A 17852-nucleotide genomic window follows, 5' to 3' on the forward strand; every position below is an offset into this window, starting at 1 on the left:
CCTTTATAGAATAAAGGCGTAGCTTAACTTCATAAACAGGGTTTGCTCGGTGCGGATCAGGCTCGGATAGTCATCATCGGCCTGCATGCCATCGGCATAGCCCAGATAAAATACGCTCAGCGGGTTGAGCTTGTAGCCATACAGCAGCTCGGTGCCCAGATCTTCCGATTTGGCATCGCGGCTGTGGTACAGGTAGAGGCCAGGGTCGCGGCTGATGTGAGTATAAATGCTCGACAGCCGGATAAAGCTCTCCACACTGAGCTGCCAGTTCAGACGCAAATCGGTCAGGTTGGCGGTCAGCAATCTGCCTTCATCCACATCCAGCGCGAAGTAATCGTGGGTTACGTCCAGCACCAGGCTGTCAGTTAGTTTCAGCTCAAGCTCTGCGCTCGCCCGCAAACTGCTGCCGAGACGGTTATTGAGCAGGTCCACCTCATCACCCCAGGAGGCAGAGACACCGCCGCCCGCCCAGGCGAGGGGGTTGGCGTTGGCTTCCAGCCAAAAACGGCTTTCATCAAACAAGGTTGTGTTGCCGTCAATCGCCAGTGAGCTGGCATCGAGGCGGCGCCCGACCTTTTCACGGGTCAACCAGCCACCGCCAATCCAGCTTTGCCAGCCGCCTTCAGCGGAAAGCCAGCCTTCCCATTCCTGCTCGATTTTCTCGCCATTCTGGTTTTGGGTGATGTCCCAGTCGCCGCCGAGTTCAACTTCGTTGAACCAGCTGTCGCTGGGGTACCAGATATAACCGCCGCCAATCACGGCCTTGCGCTGATCCACCTTTTCGATAAAGCCAAGATCGGCCCGAAAATCTTCTCCCACAGACTCATAATCTGCCCGCACATAATAGTTGCGGGTGGAATGGGTGTAGCCAAGGCGGTACATCTCGCCCTGGAATGCGCCAATCTTATGGGTACGAAGTACCCGCTCGTTGACATCACAGTTATCGAGACTGCACTCGGCAGCGGGCAGACAGTCGTCATCGGAGTCACAAAAATCACGGTAAAAGTCAGTGGGGTACTCAGTATCTGAAGTGGCGAACTGACCGATAAAGGTATCCTGCGGCGTTGGCTGATACTTGAAATCGCCGGACACCACCAGGTTATGGTAATCCTCACTGCGTTTGCCGGTGACCACGGCGCCCATCGCCAGGGATTCGCTGCTGGTGTACAGGTAACGGCCAGCCAGGTTATGGCTTTCTTCATCGATGCTGGCAACTGACGAGCTCAGGTTACCGGGCACCAAAAAGTGGCTGCCGATGTCGTTGGCGCCAAGAAACGCAAAGGTATGGTTTTCTGACTTGTGGGTGAACTTCAAACCATAGTCAGGGTCGGCAATGTTGCGGGTATGCAGCAGCGGCAGCTGTGAATCAAAATAATCTTTGTTATCAAGGAAGAACGAGCGTTTTTCCTCAAAAAACAAGGTGAAGTTTGAGTTCACATTCAGCTGACCGGCGTCGGCTTCAACCTGGGAGAAATCCGGGTTGATGGTGGCGTTGAGCAAAGACGATGGCGTGATGGCCCAGCGCACATCAAGTCCGGCCTCAACGTCTTCGTCCTGTTGCCATTCGCTGCCCGGGGTTTGACTGCGCTCGCGGCTGCCCTTGGCCACCAGAGAGGGCGTAACCTGCAGGCCATTGCCCAGATTGACTTCATCGAAGCCGCGGATCACCCCAAGCTGACACAACTGGCAGTCGTTGGCGCGGGAGATCTGATGGGTCGACAGCCGGTGCTCGGCATCACGGGGATAAAAGCGGATAAGCTCGAAGCCCCAGTCTTTGGGGCCTGGGGTATCTTCAAAGCTGAGCTGCGACAGCGGAATGGCAATTTCCACCTGATAGCCGGTATCCGTCACCTGGCCTGCGCTTTCCCAAATACCATCCCAGGCGGCGCTTTCACTCTTGTTCAGCTCGTTCTCGATGGAATCAAACTGTACCCCCAGTGGGTTGATAAAGAACTGGTAAGCGAGCCTGGCGTTATTGAAGGTATCGAGCTTAATGCCCACCATGTCTTCGCCCCAGATATCATCCCGCGGCCGCAGGTGGGCACGGATGGCGCCGGGGTTAGGGTCATCGGCAATAAAGGCTACATAGAGGGTGGTGTCGGTGGCGAACAGCTTCGCCCTGGTTTTAACGGGGGCAGGGGCGTTTTCTGCGGGGCGGGTTTCGTAGCTAAGTTCTGCCTCGGCGGCCTTGGCCCACACCGCATCAGACAAGTCGCCGTCGATGGTGGCCTGCTCGGTAAGAGATGGAATGCGCAGTGAAAACTGCTCCGCGGTGCCGGCGATGGAAACAAGTGGCAGAGTACAGAGCGCGAGCAGCGGGCTCGCCTTGAGTATCCTTGTTGACAATGTCTTATGATCCTGAATTATTTTTATTTTTGCTTTTTCGGGCGCCAGTGTACCCGAGCCGGTAACCGCGGGCTTGGGTGATTTGTTACAAAGTATAAGTAAAGTTTGTCAAAGAGGAACCAGGAAAATTGTGGTCAGCGCAGCGGCCAGCCTTGCCTTTATCTGAAACCTTCTGCAAAAAGCAAAACGCCCGTACAGGACGGGCGTTGTGGCAGGCAAGCCTGGTTGCAGTTAACCAGGCAGCGGGCTGAAGTTTTAAGGCTTCCCTTATTCTGGGGCGATTGCCGGGTGGCGGTAGGCCTCTCGGTACTTGTCGACCCACATGGCGGTTGCGCCGCAGATGGCCACCGGCATCACGATAAAGTTCACCACAGGGATCATCGAAAACACGGTTACCGCCGCGCCAAAGCTCATGCTGGTGCCTTTGGTTTGCCTGAGGGCAAACCGCATATCATCAAACGGCACCTTATGGTTGTCGAACGGATAGTCGCAATACTGAATCGCCATCATCCAGCTACTGAACAGAAACCACAGCACAGGGGCGGCGGTTTGGCCAAGCAGCGGCACCCAAAACAGCAGTAAAAACAGGATGGCGCGGGGCAGATAGTATTTAAGCTTTAGCCACTCGCGGCCGAGGATCCGCGGCAAATCCTTCATCAAATCCATGGTGGTGCCCGTGTTCATGGGCTTGCCGGTGAGCAGCTGCTCTACCTTTTCGGCCAAGAGGCCATTAAAAGGCGCCGCCAGCCAGTTCATTACCGAGCTGAACACAAAGGCCATCACCACCAACATGGCAAGTACCGCCATGGGCCATAACAGGAAGTTCAGCCAGGAGAGGTATTCGGGCAGCTGGCCGCTGACATAGGCAAAGAGTTCATCCAGTTTGCCAAGGGCGTAATAAAAGGCTCCGGCAAACAGCATCATATTGATAAGCAAAGGCACAAACACAAAGGTTCGCAGGCCGGGACGACGGATAAGGCTAAAGCCGTCCATAAAGTAATTGAACCCGCTCTTGGCTTGTACGGCGGTGTTTCGGGCAGAAGAAAGCGAGGGTCGTGACATAAGACGTCGGCTCCAAGCAGTTGTGTTTGCGGGCATTGTGGGCCAGCAAGCCGGGCAGGGGCAAGGGTTAATTTGTCGCTAATTACTTCAAATTAGCGCCTGCTGCCGTCAATTGGAGCGGATTGCACCAATTTGGCCGATAAAAACGTTACAAATTCAAAAAGGCTTTGGTAAAGTTGGCTGCTAATAACATGAGTGATCCACCCCGGCTTTCGGGGGAGTGTTATCACCTTTTGGCAGGCGAGCCCAACCCCGGGCTTGCGAGGCGATTTGACTGGCATTATGAGACTCAAACAAATAAAACTTGCTGGCTTCAAGTCGTTTGTCGACCCAACGAAGATCCCATTTCCCAACCCCCTCACAGCCATTATCGGCCCCAACGGCTGCGGTAAATCCAATGTGATTGATGCCGTGCGCTGGGTGCTGGGGGAAAGCTCCGCCAAACACCTGCGCGGCGACTCCATGACCGACGTTATCTTCAACGGCTCCAGTGCCCGCAGACCCGTTTCTGTGGCCGGAGTCGAGCTGGTATTCGATAACCGCGAAGGTCGCTTGGGCGGCCAGTACGCCAGCTATGAAGAAATTGCGGTTAAGCGTCAGGTGAGCCGCGAAGGGGAATCACTCTATTTTTTGAACGGCCAGAAGTGCCGCCGCAAAGACATTACCGACCTCTTTATGGGCACCGGCCTTGGCCCGCGCAGCTACGCCATTATCGAGCAGGGCATGATTTCCCGGCTGATTGAGTCGCGCCCGCAGGAGCTTAGGGTATTCATTGAAGAGGCCGCCGGTATTTCCCGCTATAAAGAGCGGCGCCGCGATACCGAAAATCGTATCCGCCACACCCGTGAAAACCTTGAACGTCTTGGCGACATTCGTCTTGAATTGGGCAAGCAGCTCGACAAACTCGCGGTGCAGGCGGAAGCGGCCAAACGTTACCGCGAATATAAGCAATCTGAGCGCACCACCCACGCCGAACTGTTGGTGATGCGCTATCAGGAGATTTGCGAACAGACAGACATGCTCGACCGTGAAATCGAGCAGCAACATTTTTTGTTGGAAGCGGCCAAAACCGCCCTTGGCACCACGGAGGCCAAGCTTGAGGCCGAGCGTCAGGCGCTGGCGGTATTGGTGGACGACGAGCAGCAAAGCCTGGAGGCCTATTATCAGGCCGGCACCGAAGTGGCGCGGCTCGAGCAGCAGCTGTCAAACCTCGATGAGCGCTCCAAAAGCCTGCAAAGCCGTTTGGAAAGTTTAAGCCGCGATATGCTTGCGCTCGATGAAAGTAACCGCGAGCTTGGCGAAACCCAGGCGTCACTGCGTCTTGCCGTTGAAGCTGAGGAAGAGCAGTTGCTCACCCTGGAAGAAACCCAGGAAGCCTGGAGCCAGAGTGCCTTCGATGCCGATGAAGCGCTGGAGGCAGTTCGCGGTGATGTGAGTCAGGCCGAGCGTGCGCTGGCCAATCTTAAATCGCAAAAAGAGCTTACCGGACAAAGGCTTGGTCATCTTCGCCACAGTATTGATGAGCGTGAACATAGCCTTGCAGGCTATCGTGAGCAGCTGGCAAGCCTTGGCGAGCAAGAGTCGCCGGCAGCCGACAATCCTACGCTTAAGCTCCAGGGCGATTTTGCAGCGGAACAGGGTAGCTCAGCGTTGCCAACCGACAATGGGCCGCAAGCCGACTTGCACCAGCAGCAAGCTGCGGTCGATGTTGCCACTGCGGCGCTAACAAGCGCTCAAGCCCAACTTGCCGATGTGGATAATCGCATTGCGGCCAAGTCCCGTGAACTCAGTGAAGTGCGGGGCAGATTGTCGGTGCTCACGCGCCTGCTCACAGACGAAAGTGGCAGCGGCCAAAAACTGTGGCAATGCCTCGACGTCACTCCCGGCTGGGAGGCTGCGGCCGAGCTGCTGCTGGGGCGTTTACTGGATGCCCCCGTTGTAGAAGAGCGCCCAGACAATATCGCGACTCCTGGGCAAGAGACCGGCAACTCAGCCTTCCATGGTTTTCGCCGCTCAGCTCATTCAAGTTGGGGCGTGATTGGCGCCGATGTTAACCTCGCGCCCTGGCTTGACGGAGTCGGCTTTGCCGAGAGCCTCGGCGAGGCCTTGGCCAAATTACAAACGCTGGACAGCAGTGGCCTCATCGCGTGCCGCGAAGGGCTTCTGGTCGGGCAGGGCTTTATATTATCCAACCAGAGCGGCGGCACCGACAAAGTGGCGCTTCGCCGTGAAGCTGAGGCACTCGAGCAAGAGGTGGCGAGCCTTGAAGCTGCGCTTGCCACACTTGGCAGCGAGTCCGCAGACGCCAGCCGCACGCTGGAGGCGAGCACTGCCGCGCTTAAGACCGCCGAGCTTGCGCTCAGCGATGCCAAACAAGATGCCGAGCGTGAGCGCATGCGCTGGGAAGCCAGGCGTGAAAGGGCCAGGCAAGCGGCAAAGCAGCGGGAGTTTGTCAGCGCGCAAATAGCCAGGCTCAGTGCCCAGCAGCAGGACGCCTTGCTTGAGCTTGAAGTGGCGGATGAGTCGCTGATGCAGCAAGAAGAAGCGCTGGATGAGGCCAGTGCCCGCGTAGCCGCGCTCACTGAAAAGCAAACTGTTGCCAGGCGGCTTGCCGAGGAGCGCAAAGCGTCCCTTGCCAATCTGGAATCCCAGCTGGCGCAGGTTCGCGCCAAACGAAGTGAGCTTGCCACCGAGCTTGCGCTGGTGGAGCAGAGATTGCAGTCGGGCCTGGTTCAGCTTGGCAAGCTTACCGAGCAAAAAGGCGCCGTGCTCACCGAGCTTGGGCAGCAGGACGTGAAGGAGCAGGACACCGACCGCACAGGTCTGTCGGAGAGGCTCAGGGAACAGCTTGCCATGCAGCAAACCCGGCAAACGGCACTGGCGGAAAACCGCAGCCGTCAGGCGGCGCTGCAGGAACAGATAGATGCTTTACTATTGAAGCAAAAACAAGAAGTTGGCAAGATAGACCACTTGACTCATACCCTCGAATCGTTAAAGCTACGGCGTGAAGGTTTAAAGGGACAGGCGGAAACGCAGCTGGGGCAATTGGCCGAGGCCGATATTCGTCTGGCGGAAGTGGCGCCAACCCTGCCAGCCCATGCCTCAGTTGATGAGTGGCAGCAGCGACTGGAAAAGCTGCGGGGCAAAATCAGTCGTCTGGGCGCGATAAACCTTGCAGCCATAGAAGAGTATGATGAAGCCCGCGAGCGTAAAGATTACCTCGATGGTCAGGATGCTGATTTAAATCAGGCGCTTGAAAGCCTTGAAGAAGCTATCCGTAAAATCGATCGCGAGACCCGCAGCCGATTTAAAACCACCTTTGAGCAGGTGAATGCCGATCTGGGCATGCTGTTTCCCAAGGTGTTTGGCGGCGGCAGTGCTTATCTGGCACTGACAGATGATGATTTATTGGAGACCGGGGTGACCATCATGGCCCGGCCTCCCGGCAAAAAGAACTCCACAATCCACCTGCTGTCGGGTGGTGAAAAAGCGCTGACCGCTTTATCATTGGTGTTTGCCATTTTCAGGTTGAATCCAGCCCCGTTTTGTATGCTCGACGAGGTCGATGCGCCGCTGGACGATGCCAACGTTGACCGATTCTGCCGCTTATTGCAGGAAATGTCGGCCAGCGTGCAGTTTATTTATATCAGCCACAATAAAATCACCATGGAGATGGCTGATCAGTTGGTAGGTGTGACCATGCATGAGCCCGGGGTATCCCGCATTGTTGCGGTGGATATCGAAGAAGCGGTGGCCATGGCACACGCAGAATGAATTCAGGAAAGACAGGGTATCCAATGGAAGATTTGCAACTGGTTTTGTTTGTGCTTGGCGCCATCGCCATTATTGCGGTTCTGGTTCACGGATTTTGGTCAATCAGAAAGCAGCAACCCCGCGCCATTAAAGAAAGCAGCAGGAACCCTTATGCCATGTCACCCGGTCGCCGGGACGCCGAAGGCTTTGATGCCGATGGCATTGGCGAAGTGCGGGTGCGCAAAGTGCACGCCGATGACAAGCCATCACAGGACACACACGCCGAACCTGCGCAGCCTGCCTTTACCAAGGCGCGGCGCAAACAGACTGCGGTTGAACCTTCAGTAGCTGAATCGTCTGTGTCTCAACCATCAGTATCTGAACTGTCTGGCGCTCAATATGGGGCAGCTCATACTGAAGAGAGCCGCAGCGATGTGGACAACGCGCCTGAGTTTGCCCTGAACGATGAGCCCAAGGTGCGTCGCAGCAAGGAGCGTCAGGAGCCGGTATTTGGTCAGCAGCAGGCTGCTGGCGATCAGGTGCAACTGGGCCTGCTCGATGATTTGCCGGAGCCACAGCAGGCTGCCGATTATCAGGGCTACGATGAAGACGATGACGATCTGATGCGTGGTCACAGCTCTGCCGCCACTGAAACTGTCTATGCGCAGCAAGCACAGGAACAGTCACAGCCAGTCCAGTCGCAACCAGCCCAGCAAGTACAGCCGCAGCAGGAAGAAGCGCTGCCGGATCCACGCGATGTGCTGGTGCTGCACGTGGTTGCCCGTGAAGGTCAGGTTCTGGCCGGTGCCGAGCTGTTGCCCTGTCTGCTGGAGCTGAATTTCAAATACGGCGAGATGGAGATTTTCCATCGCCATGAAGATAACGCCGGAACTGGCAAGGTACTGTTTTCACTTGCCAATATGCTCAAGCCCGGTGTGTTCGACCCGGACACCATGGAGCAGTTTTCCACCCACGGTATTGTGCTGTTTATGACGCTGCCATGCCACGGTGAGGCGGTAATGAACTTTTCCCTGATGCTGAACTCTGCCTGCCAGCTGGCGGACGACCTCGATGCATTGGTACTCGATGGCCAGCGTCAACTCTGGAGCGATAGCACCAAGGCGCAGTATCTCGCCCGTATCCGCGCCAGTGCATAACAAGTTATTGATTTATAAAGTGGGGCCGCATGAGCGGCCCCGCGCATTTCCAAGGTATCATCATGCAAGTCAAAGCCGAAATTCAACGTCTTACCGCTGAAATCAATCGTCACAACATTGCCTACTATGTGCAGGATGCGCCAAGCATTCCCGATGCGGAATATGACCGGCTGATGAACCAGCTCAAAGCGCTGGAAGCCGAGCATCCGCATTTGGCCGAGCCTGACTCACCCACCCAGCGTGTAGGCGGCGCCGCACTCGATAAATTCGAGCAGGTCAGCCACCTTAAACCCATGCTGAGCCTGGATAACGCCTTCAATGAAGAGGACTTTGTTGCGTTTGATAAGCGTCTGACCGATAAGGTTGGCCCCCAGGTGTACTGCGCAGAGCCCAAGCTCGATGGCCTTGCGGTCAGCCTGATTTACCGTCATGGCGTGCTCGAGCGTGCTGCCACCCGTGGTGATGGCGCTGTGGGGGAAGATATCAGTGTCAACGTGCGCACCATCAAGTCGGTGCCTTTGAGGCTGCAGGGCGATGATATTCCGGCGCTGGTGGAAGTGCGCGGCGAAGTCTTTATGCCAAGGGCTGCCTTTGAAGCGCTCAACGACAGAGCGCGCGCCAAAGGGGATAAACTCTTTGTTAATCCACGTAATGCCGCCGCCGGTAGTCTGCGTCAGCTCGACAGCAAGATAACCGCCGAGCGCTCACTGGCGTTTTATGCCTATGCGCTTGGCGTAGTGCAGGACGATAACGGCGCCGATCTGGCGCTGGCGCCAACCCATAAGGGCCAGTTGGAGCGTTTGTCAGCGTTTGGTCTGCCGGTGAGCAAGGAAGTGAAGCTCTGTGAAGGCCTTGCCGAGGTGATGGCCTACTATGGCGACATCCTCAAGCGCCGCGATGAACTTGCCTTTGAAATCGATGGCGTGGTTATCAAGGTCAATGACATCGAAGCGCAGCAGCAGCTTGGGTTTGTAGCCCGTGCACCGCGCTGGGCCATTGCCTTTAAGTTTCCGGCTCAGGAAGAAATGACCTTGCTGGAAGGGGTTGATTTTCAGGTAGGCCGCACCGGCGCCGTGACGCCGGTAGCCCGCTTAAAGCCAGTGTTTGTTGGCGGGGTGACCGTATCCAATGCCACGCTGCACAATGGTGATGAAATCGCCCGTCTTGGGGTGAAGATTGGCGATACCGTGATTATTCGCCGCGCAGGTGATGTTATTCCACAAATCGTGGCCGTGGTGGCGGAGCGCCGCCCTGAGAATGCGCAGGAAATTCTGTTCCTCGACAATTGCCCTGTGTGTGGCTCCCTGGTGGAGCGTATCGAAGGCGAGGCGGTAGCACGCTGCAGCGGCGGTCTTTTCTGTGAAGCCCAGCGCCGTGAAGCCATCAAGCACTTTGCTTCCCGCAAAGCCATGTATATCGACGGCATGGGTGACAAGGTGGTTGAGCAGCTTATCGATAAAGAGCTGGTGGCAAGCCCGGCCGATCTCTTCAAGCTCAATGTCTCCAAGCTGACCATGCTTGAGCGTATGGGCACCAAGTCGGCCACCAATCTGGTTGCCGCCATTGAAGAAGCCAAAACTACGACCTTGCCCAAGTTCCTGTATGCACTGGGGATTCGGGAAGTAGGGGAGGCCACCGCTGCGAATCTGGCGAAACATTTCCTGAGCCTGGATGCCATTAAGGAAGCCGATGTAGATGCCCTGATGCAGGTGGAGGATGTGGGCACTGTGGTGGCGCAGCATGTGGCGCACTTTTTTGCCCAGCCCCATAACCTTGAAGTGATAGATGCGCTGATCAATGCCGGTGTGAACTGGCCTGCCATCGAAAAGCCATCGGCTGATGCCCAGCCGCTGCTGGGACAAACCTGGGTGCTCACAGGAACACTCACCAGTCTTGGCCGCACCGAAGCCAAAGCCAAGCTTGAGGCCCTGGGTGCCAAGGTGGCGGGCAGTGTCTCCAAGAACACTCACTGCGTGGTCGCCGGCGAAGCGGCGGGCTCAAAGCTTGCCAAGGCCCAGGAACTGGGTATTCCTGTTTTGGATGAGGCAGGGCTGATAGAGCTGATAGGTCTTTGATCTGATTTAAAAACATTTCCAGTTGAAAAAACGTCAACCTAAAGTTGGCGTTTTTTTGTTGCCTGAAATTAGGAAATAAAATATACAATATCCTGCAACATAAATATAACAACTGGAGAAGACACATGCACTCACCCAAGACCCTTATCGCCGCCAGTATGCTGCTGGCACTCACCAGCACGGTTTCCTACGCCAAGGGCCGCCCTGGTACCAACCCCACCGAGCCTGCCGATCCCGATGTGGTGCTGCCTATTCGTGTGGATTGCAGCGCCAGCATCAATCTGTGGGCACAGGACATGACCGATGCACAAATCGCTGATACCTGTAGTCAGCTATCTGCGCAGGAAAGCGATTTCCACCAGAGAATGCAAACCTTTGGCGTGCCGGTGGCCGACGATTACAACGACAGTCTGCGGGTCGTGGTATTTGACGATTACAACCAATACGACAAATACGGCTACGAGCTGTTCAATATCGGCACCAACAACGGTGGCATTTATATCGAAGGCAATCCGGCGGATATGAACAATCAGGCGAGTTTCTACGCCCATGAAGCCGATTGGCTGCGCCCTGAGTTTGAAATCTGGAACCTGCGCCACGAGTACATCCACTACCTGGAAGGGCGCTTTGTCAGCTACGGCGGCTTCAATTTCTATCCGGATAAGATGGTGTGGTGGGCGGAAGGACTGGCAGAGTATCTCTCCCTTGGCAGCGACAACGCCACGGCGGTTAACCTGGCAATCAATACCCGCGCCAATCGTCGCCCGACCCTGGCGACTATTTTCTCAACCAGCTACCGCGACAGTACCGACCGCATTTACCGCTGGAGCTATCTGGCCATTCGCTTCCTGTTTGAGCGCCACGAAGCCGAAGTGCTGGCCATGACTGAGCACCTGAAACACAACCAGTTCGCCAGCTATGATGCGGCGCTTAGCAGCTTTGCCGCCAATTATCAGGCCGAGTTTGCCGACTGGATGAATGGGCTTGCGCCGCAAAAGGCCTCGGCGCTGGACAGCAAGCGTGAACAGATGCTGCTGCGACACACCGAACACAAAGCTCGCAAGCAATAGTGCTCAAGCAAGACGCTCTCTGTAATAAAGGCCCGCCGATGCGGGTCTTTGTGTGTCTCAGGCCTTGAATCCTGGCTATCTAGCCCCCAACTCAGGGGAAAGACATGATGTGGAGCACACTTTGCTCAAGTTTGAACATATTCGCTGGGTCGATGATAAAGGCCATATCAAACCGCCGCTGGGGCTGTATTTACTGCTGACCTTTCTTGCCCGCGGCTGGGTGGTGTTTGTGGCTTCGCTGACCCAATTCAGCGACAGGGCAGGGCTGGTGCGGCTGTTTTACCCACAAAAAGAGACCTTTTTGCTGGCACTTGCCACCGGCTTGGGCGCCGTGCTGGTGTACGGCATTATTTTGCTTGAGCGTAAATCCAGACCCAACTGGGCCAAACCACTGTTTGACCGGATGAAGTGGCTACTGTGGCCGCTGTTGCTGCTGGACGGCGCTGTGCTTATTGTGCGCCTGGCCACCAGTGGCTATCTGTTTTCCTGGACGGCGGCCTTCGATGCGTTACTGCTCTTCTGGTTTGCGATTTATTTGCTGAAATCCGAGCACTTACGGCTCTATCTAAAGGATTGGCAGCGGCCGGTAATAGCCCAGTAAACTGCTTCAATACCAGGCTTGAGCCCGCCATCGCCTGTATTTGGGTGCGTTGTGGCCACTGGCTATCGCGCCCCTAATGCCCAGGCCTGCGTATTGCCCTCTCAGTTAATCCTCATCTCAGTTTATCCCTGTGTGAGCTTATTCCTGATTCTGCCTTTTCCCTTTTACTGCCTTTTTCCATTTCTGCCTATGTCCATGCCTGCTTGGCGCTGTGCCCGGCATAGTCGTTGGCAGGGCATAACTTCCCTCCGCTTTCGGCATAAAAAAAGGCGCTGCAACAGCAGCGCCAAAAATTGGTAGATGTCAGGGAAAATACGGCATCCCTGGCACCGCTGACCAACAAAAGGAATGTAACCTGAGTCTTGGGCAAGGCCCTAAACCAAGGACAATTGACAGCAACACAAACCACCGCAGGGCTCGGGGTGCGCAACTCCGCGGCAGTGGTGCAACTATCGCACAAATGAATAATGTATACAATATAAATTGGTAAAATTTCTGTAACAGGCCAGCAAATGTCAAAATTTTGCCCATAGTATAAGAAGTTGGCACAGATTTATTTGCCATAACGCTGCTAAGGAATTACGCTTTTATTTCATAAGATTGGCGTACAAAGCAGTGTGATTTCCCCAAAGGGGAGACAATTGTCCTCGTTGGAGGCTCGGATTGGCCAAAAACAAACCTGTTTCTATCCCTGTATCTGAATTGCGGCTTGGCCTGACGGTTAAGCTGCCCTTGTCGTGGACGGAACATCCCTTTTTAATCAACAGAATAGAACTTAAAGAGCCCGGGCAAATCGAGATGATCCGCGGCCTTAAGGTCGATCATGTGCTGGTGCTTGCCGGGGCTGAGCTGCTTGATGAAGCCGTGCCCAAAGAAGAAGTGGCCGGTGACGATGACGAGTTTGAAGAAGAACTGCCCGAGCGCGATCTGAAACGGGAGGCGCGGGTGGCGATTCGCAAAAGCCAGAAGCGCTTCCTCGACTGCATTAATGAAAGCCGCAGCCTGGTGAGTAAACTTGGCAGCGATCCTGAAGGTGCCTACCGCTTGTCCGCAACCTTGGTAGAGCAAATGCTGGAGCACCTGTTCGAACAGGAAGATGCCTTTCTGGCGCTGGTAAGTGCAGGCGAGCAGGGAGCTTCGGTGACCCAGCACGGCATCAGCGTGGCGGTGCTGGCGCTGATGATTGCAAAAACCCTGGAAATGCCGAAAAAAGAGATGCGCGACATCGCCCTCGGAGCGCTGCTGCATGATATCGGCAAGCTCAAGGTGCCCGATAATATTCGCCGCAAGCGAGGTGCCCTGACTCAGCAAGAAACCAATTTTATGAATCAGCACCCCAACTATGGCCATGAAATGCTTGGCCGCAGTGGGCTATTCCCGGAAGAGGTGCTGCATATTGTGCGTCATCACCATGAGTTTATCGATGGCAGTGGTTTCCCCGATGGTCTGAAGGCTAAAAAACTGCCCAAAACCACCCAGGTTGTTGCCCTTGCCAATGATTTTGAATTCCAGCTGACCGCTCTGAGTATGGCGTCGCCCCAGGTGGCGCTTGGATACCTGTTTAAAAACCGGGGTGGTAAACACGACGAGTCGCTGATTTCCACCTTGGTGAAGGTACTGGGGATTTATCCACCCGGCACCCTGGTGCAGCTCACCGATGGCAGCATCGGCAAGGTAATGATGACCACCCGCGAGGTGAAAAAGCCGCAGATCTGGGCCTGTAATGCAGCCGGTGGCGAGGCGGGTCTTCGTATATTGATGAATGAAGATGTGAGTATCGAAAAGGTGCTCAAAGTTGAGGAGCTGACCGAAGCGGCCATGCGTACCCTGCAGGCGGAAGCCCCCATCAGTTTTTACTTCGCCGCCCTTGAATCATGACTCGCGAGTCTTGAGTTTTCAGGCTGCTTGCGTATCCTGAACCCCTCACACAGTACCGTCAGGGAATTCGGTGTTCATGTCTGATATTCAATCTGTTTCTATTATTGGCTGCGGCTGGTTTGGTTTGCCGCTGGCCAAAAGGCTGCTTGCGGCAGGCCTGTCGGTGAAAGGCTGTAAGCGTACCCGGGAGGGCGTTGATGACATAAGCGCCCTGGGTATTGAAGGCTATCGCCTCGATTTACAGGAAGATGCGCCTGTGCCCGAGCCACTGCTGAAGGCCGACTGCCTTATCATCAATCTGCCGCCTGGGATCCGCCGCGGCGAAACCGATTATCTTGACCGTCTGGCCAAGCTTAGAGACGCCCTCACTGCCATCCCCGAACGGCTGATATTTGTCAGCACTACCGGGGTGTATCCCGATTTACCTGACGTGCTTGATGAAGCAGACGCCAGCGCCCATTCGCCCGGCGCAGCCATCTTGCTTGGCGCCGAAGCGCTGTTTGCCGGGCTGAATACCACAGTGGTGCGTTTTGCCGGGCTCGTTGGCCCGGGGCGCCATCCGGGGCGTTTCTTTGCCGGCAAGACGGGTGTTGGTGGCGGCGCCTTACCTGTGAATCTGGTGCATCTTGAGGATTGTCTCAGCGCATTTGAAGCCCTGATAGCCGCGCCCACTCTGGGGCGCTGCTATAACCTCTGCGCGCCCGGACATCCCTCCAAGCAAGATTTTTATACCGAAGCTGCCCGCTGTGGCGGCTTTGCCTTGCCGCAATTTGCCGCCGATGACAGCAGCGGTAAAGTGATAGATGGCAGTTTAATTTGTCGCGAACTTGGGGTTAACTATCGCTATCCCGATCCTCTGGCCATGCTCGCCGAGCCCGGGGCATTTTAATAATAATCAATAGTAGGAAGAAGGTTCATGGTTAAGCATTTGAAGGCACTTGGATTACTGGCAGGCATTATGCTGTCGGCATCTACCTTTGCCGCCGGTTTTGAAGAAGGGAAACATTACGTCAAAGTCGATGGCTTTGCTGAGTCCCACGCGCCTGTGGTGCGGGAGTTTTTCTCGTACAACTGCCCCCATTGCTATCGTTTCGACCACACGATGGCCGATACCGTCAAGCTGCTGGGTAACGAAGTGCAGTTCGAACGTACCCCGGTGTCCGGCGTCAGACCCGACTGGAAAATGAGTCAGCTTGCCTATTATGTGGCGCAGAAGTTTAAAGTGACCGAGCAGACACATATGCCGATTTTTAAGCAGGTTCAGCAGGTTGCGCCATTTCGTGATGAAGCCGATGTGAAGGCGTTTTTTATTGCCCAGGGACTGAAGGCCGATGCCATCGACCAGGCGCTGAGCTCATCTGACAGACAGTTCACCCTGATGGGCTTTAACACCCAGGCAGAGCTTGCCGGGATCCGCGGTGTGCCCAGTGTGCTGGTAAACGGCAAGTACATGCTGAATGTGCAGGGGCTCAGCAGCGAGCAGCTGGCTGAGCTGGTGAAATACGTCGCCAAACTCTGATATTGTCAGCAGATGAAAACGCCCGGCTGGTCCGGGCGTTTTTATTTGTTAGCAGCTTGTTAGACCTAGGTCGCAGCCAGCGTAGAAAAACCGCAATTGTAAAATTCAAAAATATCCAACATTTTCTATTCTTAACAGCTGGATACAGCTATATCGATGCGAATCGCAATCACCACTTAGACTAAGGTCGTGATTGAGGTCACATTCTGCCTTGCTAGATTAACCCTGACTTAACTTAATTATTAAAACACAGGGGAGTCACTACTATGGCATTCGAAAGCAACGAAAAGGCTCAAGGCTACTGGCGCGAAAATCTTCGCCTGGTGGTTAGCCTGCTGGCAGTGTGGTTTGTTGTGTCCTATGGATTCGGCATTCTGCTGGTGGATGTACTCAATCAAATCACCTTTATGGGTTTCAAACTGGGTTTCTGGTTTGCTCAGCAGGGTTCCATGTACGTGTTCGTGGCGCTGATCTTTATCTACGCTAAGAAGGCGAACGCACTCGATAAAAAATATAACGTTCACGAAGACTGAGGAGCACTGCAATGGATGTTCAAACTCTGACATACCTGATTGTGGGGCTCTCGTTCGCCCTCTACATCGGTATTGCGATCTGGTCCAGAGCCGGTTCGACCAAAGAATTCTACGTTGCCGGTGGCGGCGTTCCCCCTGTAATGAATGGTATGGCGACTGCGGCTGACTGGATGTCTGCTGCATCGTTTATTTCGCTGGCCGGTATCGTGTCCTTCGTGGGCTACGATGGCTCTGTGTATCTGATGGGCTGGACCGGTGGTTACGTGCTGCTGGCGCTGTGTATGGCGCCTTATCTGCGTAAGTTTGGTAAGTTCACCGTACCTGACTTCATCGGTGAGCGTTATTACTCCCAGGCGGCCCGTACCGTGGCTGTGGTCTGCGCCATCTTTATCTGCTTTACCTATATTGCAGGTCAGATGCGTGGTGTGGGCGTGGTGTTCTCCCGTTTCCTCGAGGTAGACGTAGATACCGGCGTATACATAGGTATGGCCGTGGTGTTCTTCTACGCTGTACTTGGCGGCATGAAGGGCATTACCTACACCCAGGTTGCCCAGTACTGCGTGCTTATCTTCGCCTTTATGGTGCCAGCTATCTTTATCTCTGTGATGATGACCGGCCACATCCTGCCACAGGTAGGCTTTGGTGCTGAGCTGATTGACGCGGCCGGTAACGGTACAGGTGTGTATCTGCTGGATAAACTCGATGGTTTGTCTGCCGAGCTTGGCTTCTCCCAGTACACCGAAGGCTCCAAGAGCATGATTGATGTGTTCGCCATTACCGCCGCGCTGATGGTGGGTACTGCCGGTCTGCCACACGTAATCGTGCGTTTCTTCACCGTGCCCAAGGTAAAAGATGCCCGTTCAAGTGCCGGTTGGGCGCTGGTGTTCATCGCTATCATGTACACCACTGTACCTGCGCTGGCTGCTTTCTCCCGCGTAAATATGATTGAGACCATCAACGGTCCTGAGTCTACCGGTGTGGCCTATGAGACTGCGCCTCAGTGGATTAAGAACTGGGAAAAGACCGGTCTTATCACCTGGGATGACAAGAACGGCGACGGCAAGATGTACTACGCCAAGGGCGATGCCAACGAGATGAAAATCGACCGTGACATCATGGTGCTGGCTACTCCTGAAATCGCCAACCTGCCTGCCTGGGTAATCGCTCTGGTGGCTGCCGGTGGCCTGGCTGCGGCGCTGTCGACTTCTGCGGGTCTGCTGCTGGTTATCTCGACCTCAGTGTCCCACGATTTGATGAAGAAAGGCTTTGCACCCAATATCTCGGATAAACAGGAACTGCTGTATGCCCGAATCGCAGCAGCCGTGGGTATCGTGATTGCCGGTTACTTCGGTATCAACCCACCAGGCTTTGTGGCAGCGGTTGTGGCATTTGCCTTCGGTCTGGCGGCATCCTCACTGTTCCCGGCCATCGTGATGGGGATCTTCTCCAAGAAGATGAACAAAGAAGGTGCTATTGCCGGTATGGTGCTGGGTCTGGCCTTTACCGCCGGCTACATCATCTACTTCAAGTTCGTAAACCCTGCTGCCAACGTGCCTGCCAACTGGCTGTTTGGGATCTCGCCTGAAGGTATCGGTATGATTGGTATGATTGTTAACTTCGTTACTGCTGTTGTAGTGGCCAAGCTGACCGCTGCGGTGCCAACCCATGTGGAAGAAATGGTGGAAGCCATTCGTTTCCCTAAAGGCGCTGGTGGAGCTTCAGATCACTGATAAACCCAGTGAGTAAAAGACAAAAGCGGCGCCCCTGGGCGCCGCTTTTTACTTAGGTCGAATAGTGACTTTTCAGGCCTCTGCCTTATAGTGGGACAAGAACCTGAAAACGGGACTCGCGCCCCGCC

The 17852-nt window shown here is 55.1% G+C and carries 12 protein-coding genes; 10 read left to right on the forward strand and 2 right to left on the reverse strand.

Going from position 1 to position 17852, the window contains the following annotated elements:
• Positions 1–3: 3 nt before the first annotated feature.
• Together STH12_RS05725 and cysZ are read right to left on the reverse strand one after the other, a co-directional pair.
• Entirely contained in the window at positions 4–2346 is a 2343-nt protein-coding gene (locus STH12_RS05725) for a carbohydrate binding family 9 domain-containing protein (RefSeq protein WP_237158757.1), read from the reverse strand.
• 267 nt (positions 2347–2613) lie between these two features.
• Positions 2614–3408 (reverse strand): sulfate transporter CysZ, encoded by a 795-nt coding sequence (gene cysZ, locus STH12_RS05730; protein WP_126166669.1) that lies wholly within the window; start codon positions 3406–3408, stop codon positions 2614–2616.
• 282 nt (positions 3409–3690) lie between these two features.
• Between cysZ and smc the strand changes: the two genes are divergently transcribed.
• The 10 genes from smc to STH12_RS05780 all read left to right on the forward strand — a co-directional run bounded on the left by smc (position 3691) and on the right by STH12_RS05780 (position 17724).
• Complete coding sequence (smc, locus tag STH12_RS05735) at positions 3691–7182, forward strand: chromosome segregation protein SMC (protein WP_126166670.1); 3492 nt, start codon at positions 3691–3693, stop codon at positions 7180–7182.
• 23 nt (positions 7183–7205) lie between these two features.
• Positions 7206–8318 (forward strand): cell division protein ZipA, encoded by a 1113-nt coding sequence (gene zipA, locus STH12_RS05740; protein ID WP_126166671.1) that lies wholly within the window; start codon positions 7206–7208, stop codon positions 8316–8318.
• A 62-nt stretch (positions 8319–8380) separates the two neighbouring features.
• Positions 8381–10393: an NAD-dependent DNA ligase LigA gene (gene ligA, locus STH12_RS05745; protein WP_237158758.1), complete on the forward strand. Its 2013-nt coding sequence runs from the start codon at positions 8381–8383 to the stop codon at positions 10391–10393.
• A 125-nt stretch (positions 10394–10518) separates the two neighbouring features.
• The gene (locus tag STH12_RS05750) at positions 10519–11463 is read left to right on the forward strand and encodes a collagenase (RefSeq protein WP_126166673.1); all 945 of its coding nucleotides are present in this window, start codon (positions 10519–10521) and stop codon (positions 11461–11463) included.
• Positions 11464–11584: 121 nt separating this feature from the next.
• Positions 11585–12064 carry a DUF2919 domain-containing protein gene (locus tag STH12_RS05755; RefSeq protein WP_237158760.1) on the forward strand — a complete coding sequence of 160 codons (480 nt, stop codon included), beginning with the start codon at positions 11585–11587 and terminating at the stop codon, positions 12062–12064.
• A gap of 663 nt (positions 12065–12727) precedes the next feature.
• Positions 12728–13942 carry an HD-GYP domain-containing protein gene (locus STH12_RS05760; RefSeq protein ID WP_126166675.1) on the forward strand — a complete coding sequence of 405 codons (1215 nt, stop codon included), beginning with the start codon at positions 12728–12730 and terminating at the stop codon, positions 13940–13942.
• Positions 13943–14018: 76 nt separating this feature from the next.
• Positions 14019–14831 (forward strand): SDR family oxidoreductase, encoded by an 813-nt coding sequence (locus STH12_RS05765; RefSeq protein ID WP_126166676.1) that lies wholly within the window; start codon positions 14019–14021, stop codon positions 14829–14831.
• Positions 14832–14858: 27 nt separating this feature from the next.
• Entirely contained in the window at positions 14859–15461 is a 603-nt protein-coding gene (locus STH12_RS05770) for a thiol:disulfide interchange protein DsbA/DsbL (RefSeq protein ID WP_126166677.1), read from the forward strand.
• A 266-nt stretch (positions 15462–15727) separates the two neighbouring features.
• The gene (locus STH12_RS05775) at positions 15728–15994 is read left to right on the forward strand and encodes a DUF4212 domain-containing protein (RefSeq protein WP_126166678.1); all 267 of its coding nucleotides are present in this window, start codon (positions 15728–15730) and stop codon (positions 15992–15994) included.
• Positions 15995–16005: 11 nt separating this feature from the next.
• Complete coding sequence (locus STH12_RS05780) at positions 16006–17724, forward strand: sodium:solute symporter family protein (protein WP_126166679.1); 1719 nt, start codon at positions 16006–16008, stop codon at positions 17722–17724.
• Positions 17725–17852: the final 128 nt, after the last annotated feature.

The sequence above is a fragment of the Shewanella khirikhana genome (assembly GCF_003957745.1).
GTDB classification, from domain to species: domain Bacteria; phylum Pseudomonadota; class Gammaproteobacteria; order Enterobacterales; family Shewanellaceae; genus Shewanella; species Shewanella khirikhana.

Excerpts from the sequence above, each read along its gene's own strand:
- cysZ (WP_126166669.1), bottom strand. The coding sequence starts at position 3,408 with ATGTCACGACCCTCGCTTTCTTCTGCCCGAAACACCGCCGTACAAGCC.
- smc (WP_126166670.1), top strand. The coding sequence starts at position 3,691 with ATGAGACTCAAACAAATAAAACTTGCTGGCTTCAAGTCGTTTGTCGAC.
- zipA (WP_126166671.1), top strand. The coding sequence starts at position 7,206 with ATGGAAGATTTGCAACTGGTTTTGTTTGTGCTTGGCGCCATCGCCATT.
- ligA (WP_237158758.1), top strand. The coding sequence starts at position 8,381 with ATGCAAGTCAAAGCCGAAATTCAACGTCTTACCGCTGAAATCAATCGT.
- STH12_RS05750 (WP_126166673.1), top strand. The coding sequence starts at position 10,519 with ATGCACTCACCCAAGACCCTTATCGCCGCCAGTATGCTGCTGGCACTC.
- STH12_RS05765 (WP_126166676.1), top strand. The coding sequence starts at position 14,019 with ATGTCTGATATTCAATCTGTTTCTATTATTGGCTGCGGCTGGTTTGGT.
- STH12_RS05770 (WP_126166677.1), top strand. The coding sequence starts at position 14,859 with ATGGTTAAGCATTTGAAGGCACTTGGATTACTGGCAGGCATTATGCTG.
- STH12_RS05775 (WP_126166678.1), top strand. The coding sequence starts at position 15,728 with ATGGCATTCGAAAGCAACGAAAAGGCTCAAGGCTACTGGCGCGAAAAT.
- STH12_RS05780 (WP_126166679.1), top strand. The coding sequence starts at position 16,006 with ATGGATGTTCAAACTCTGACATACCTGATTGTGGGGCTCTCGTTCGCC.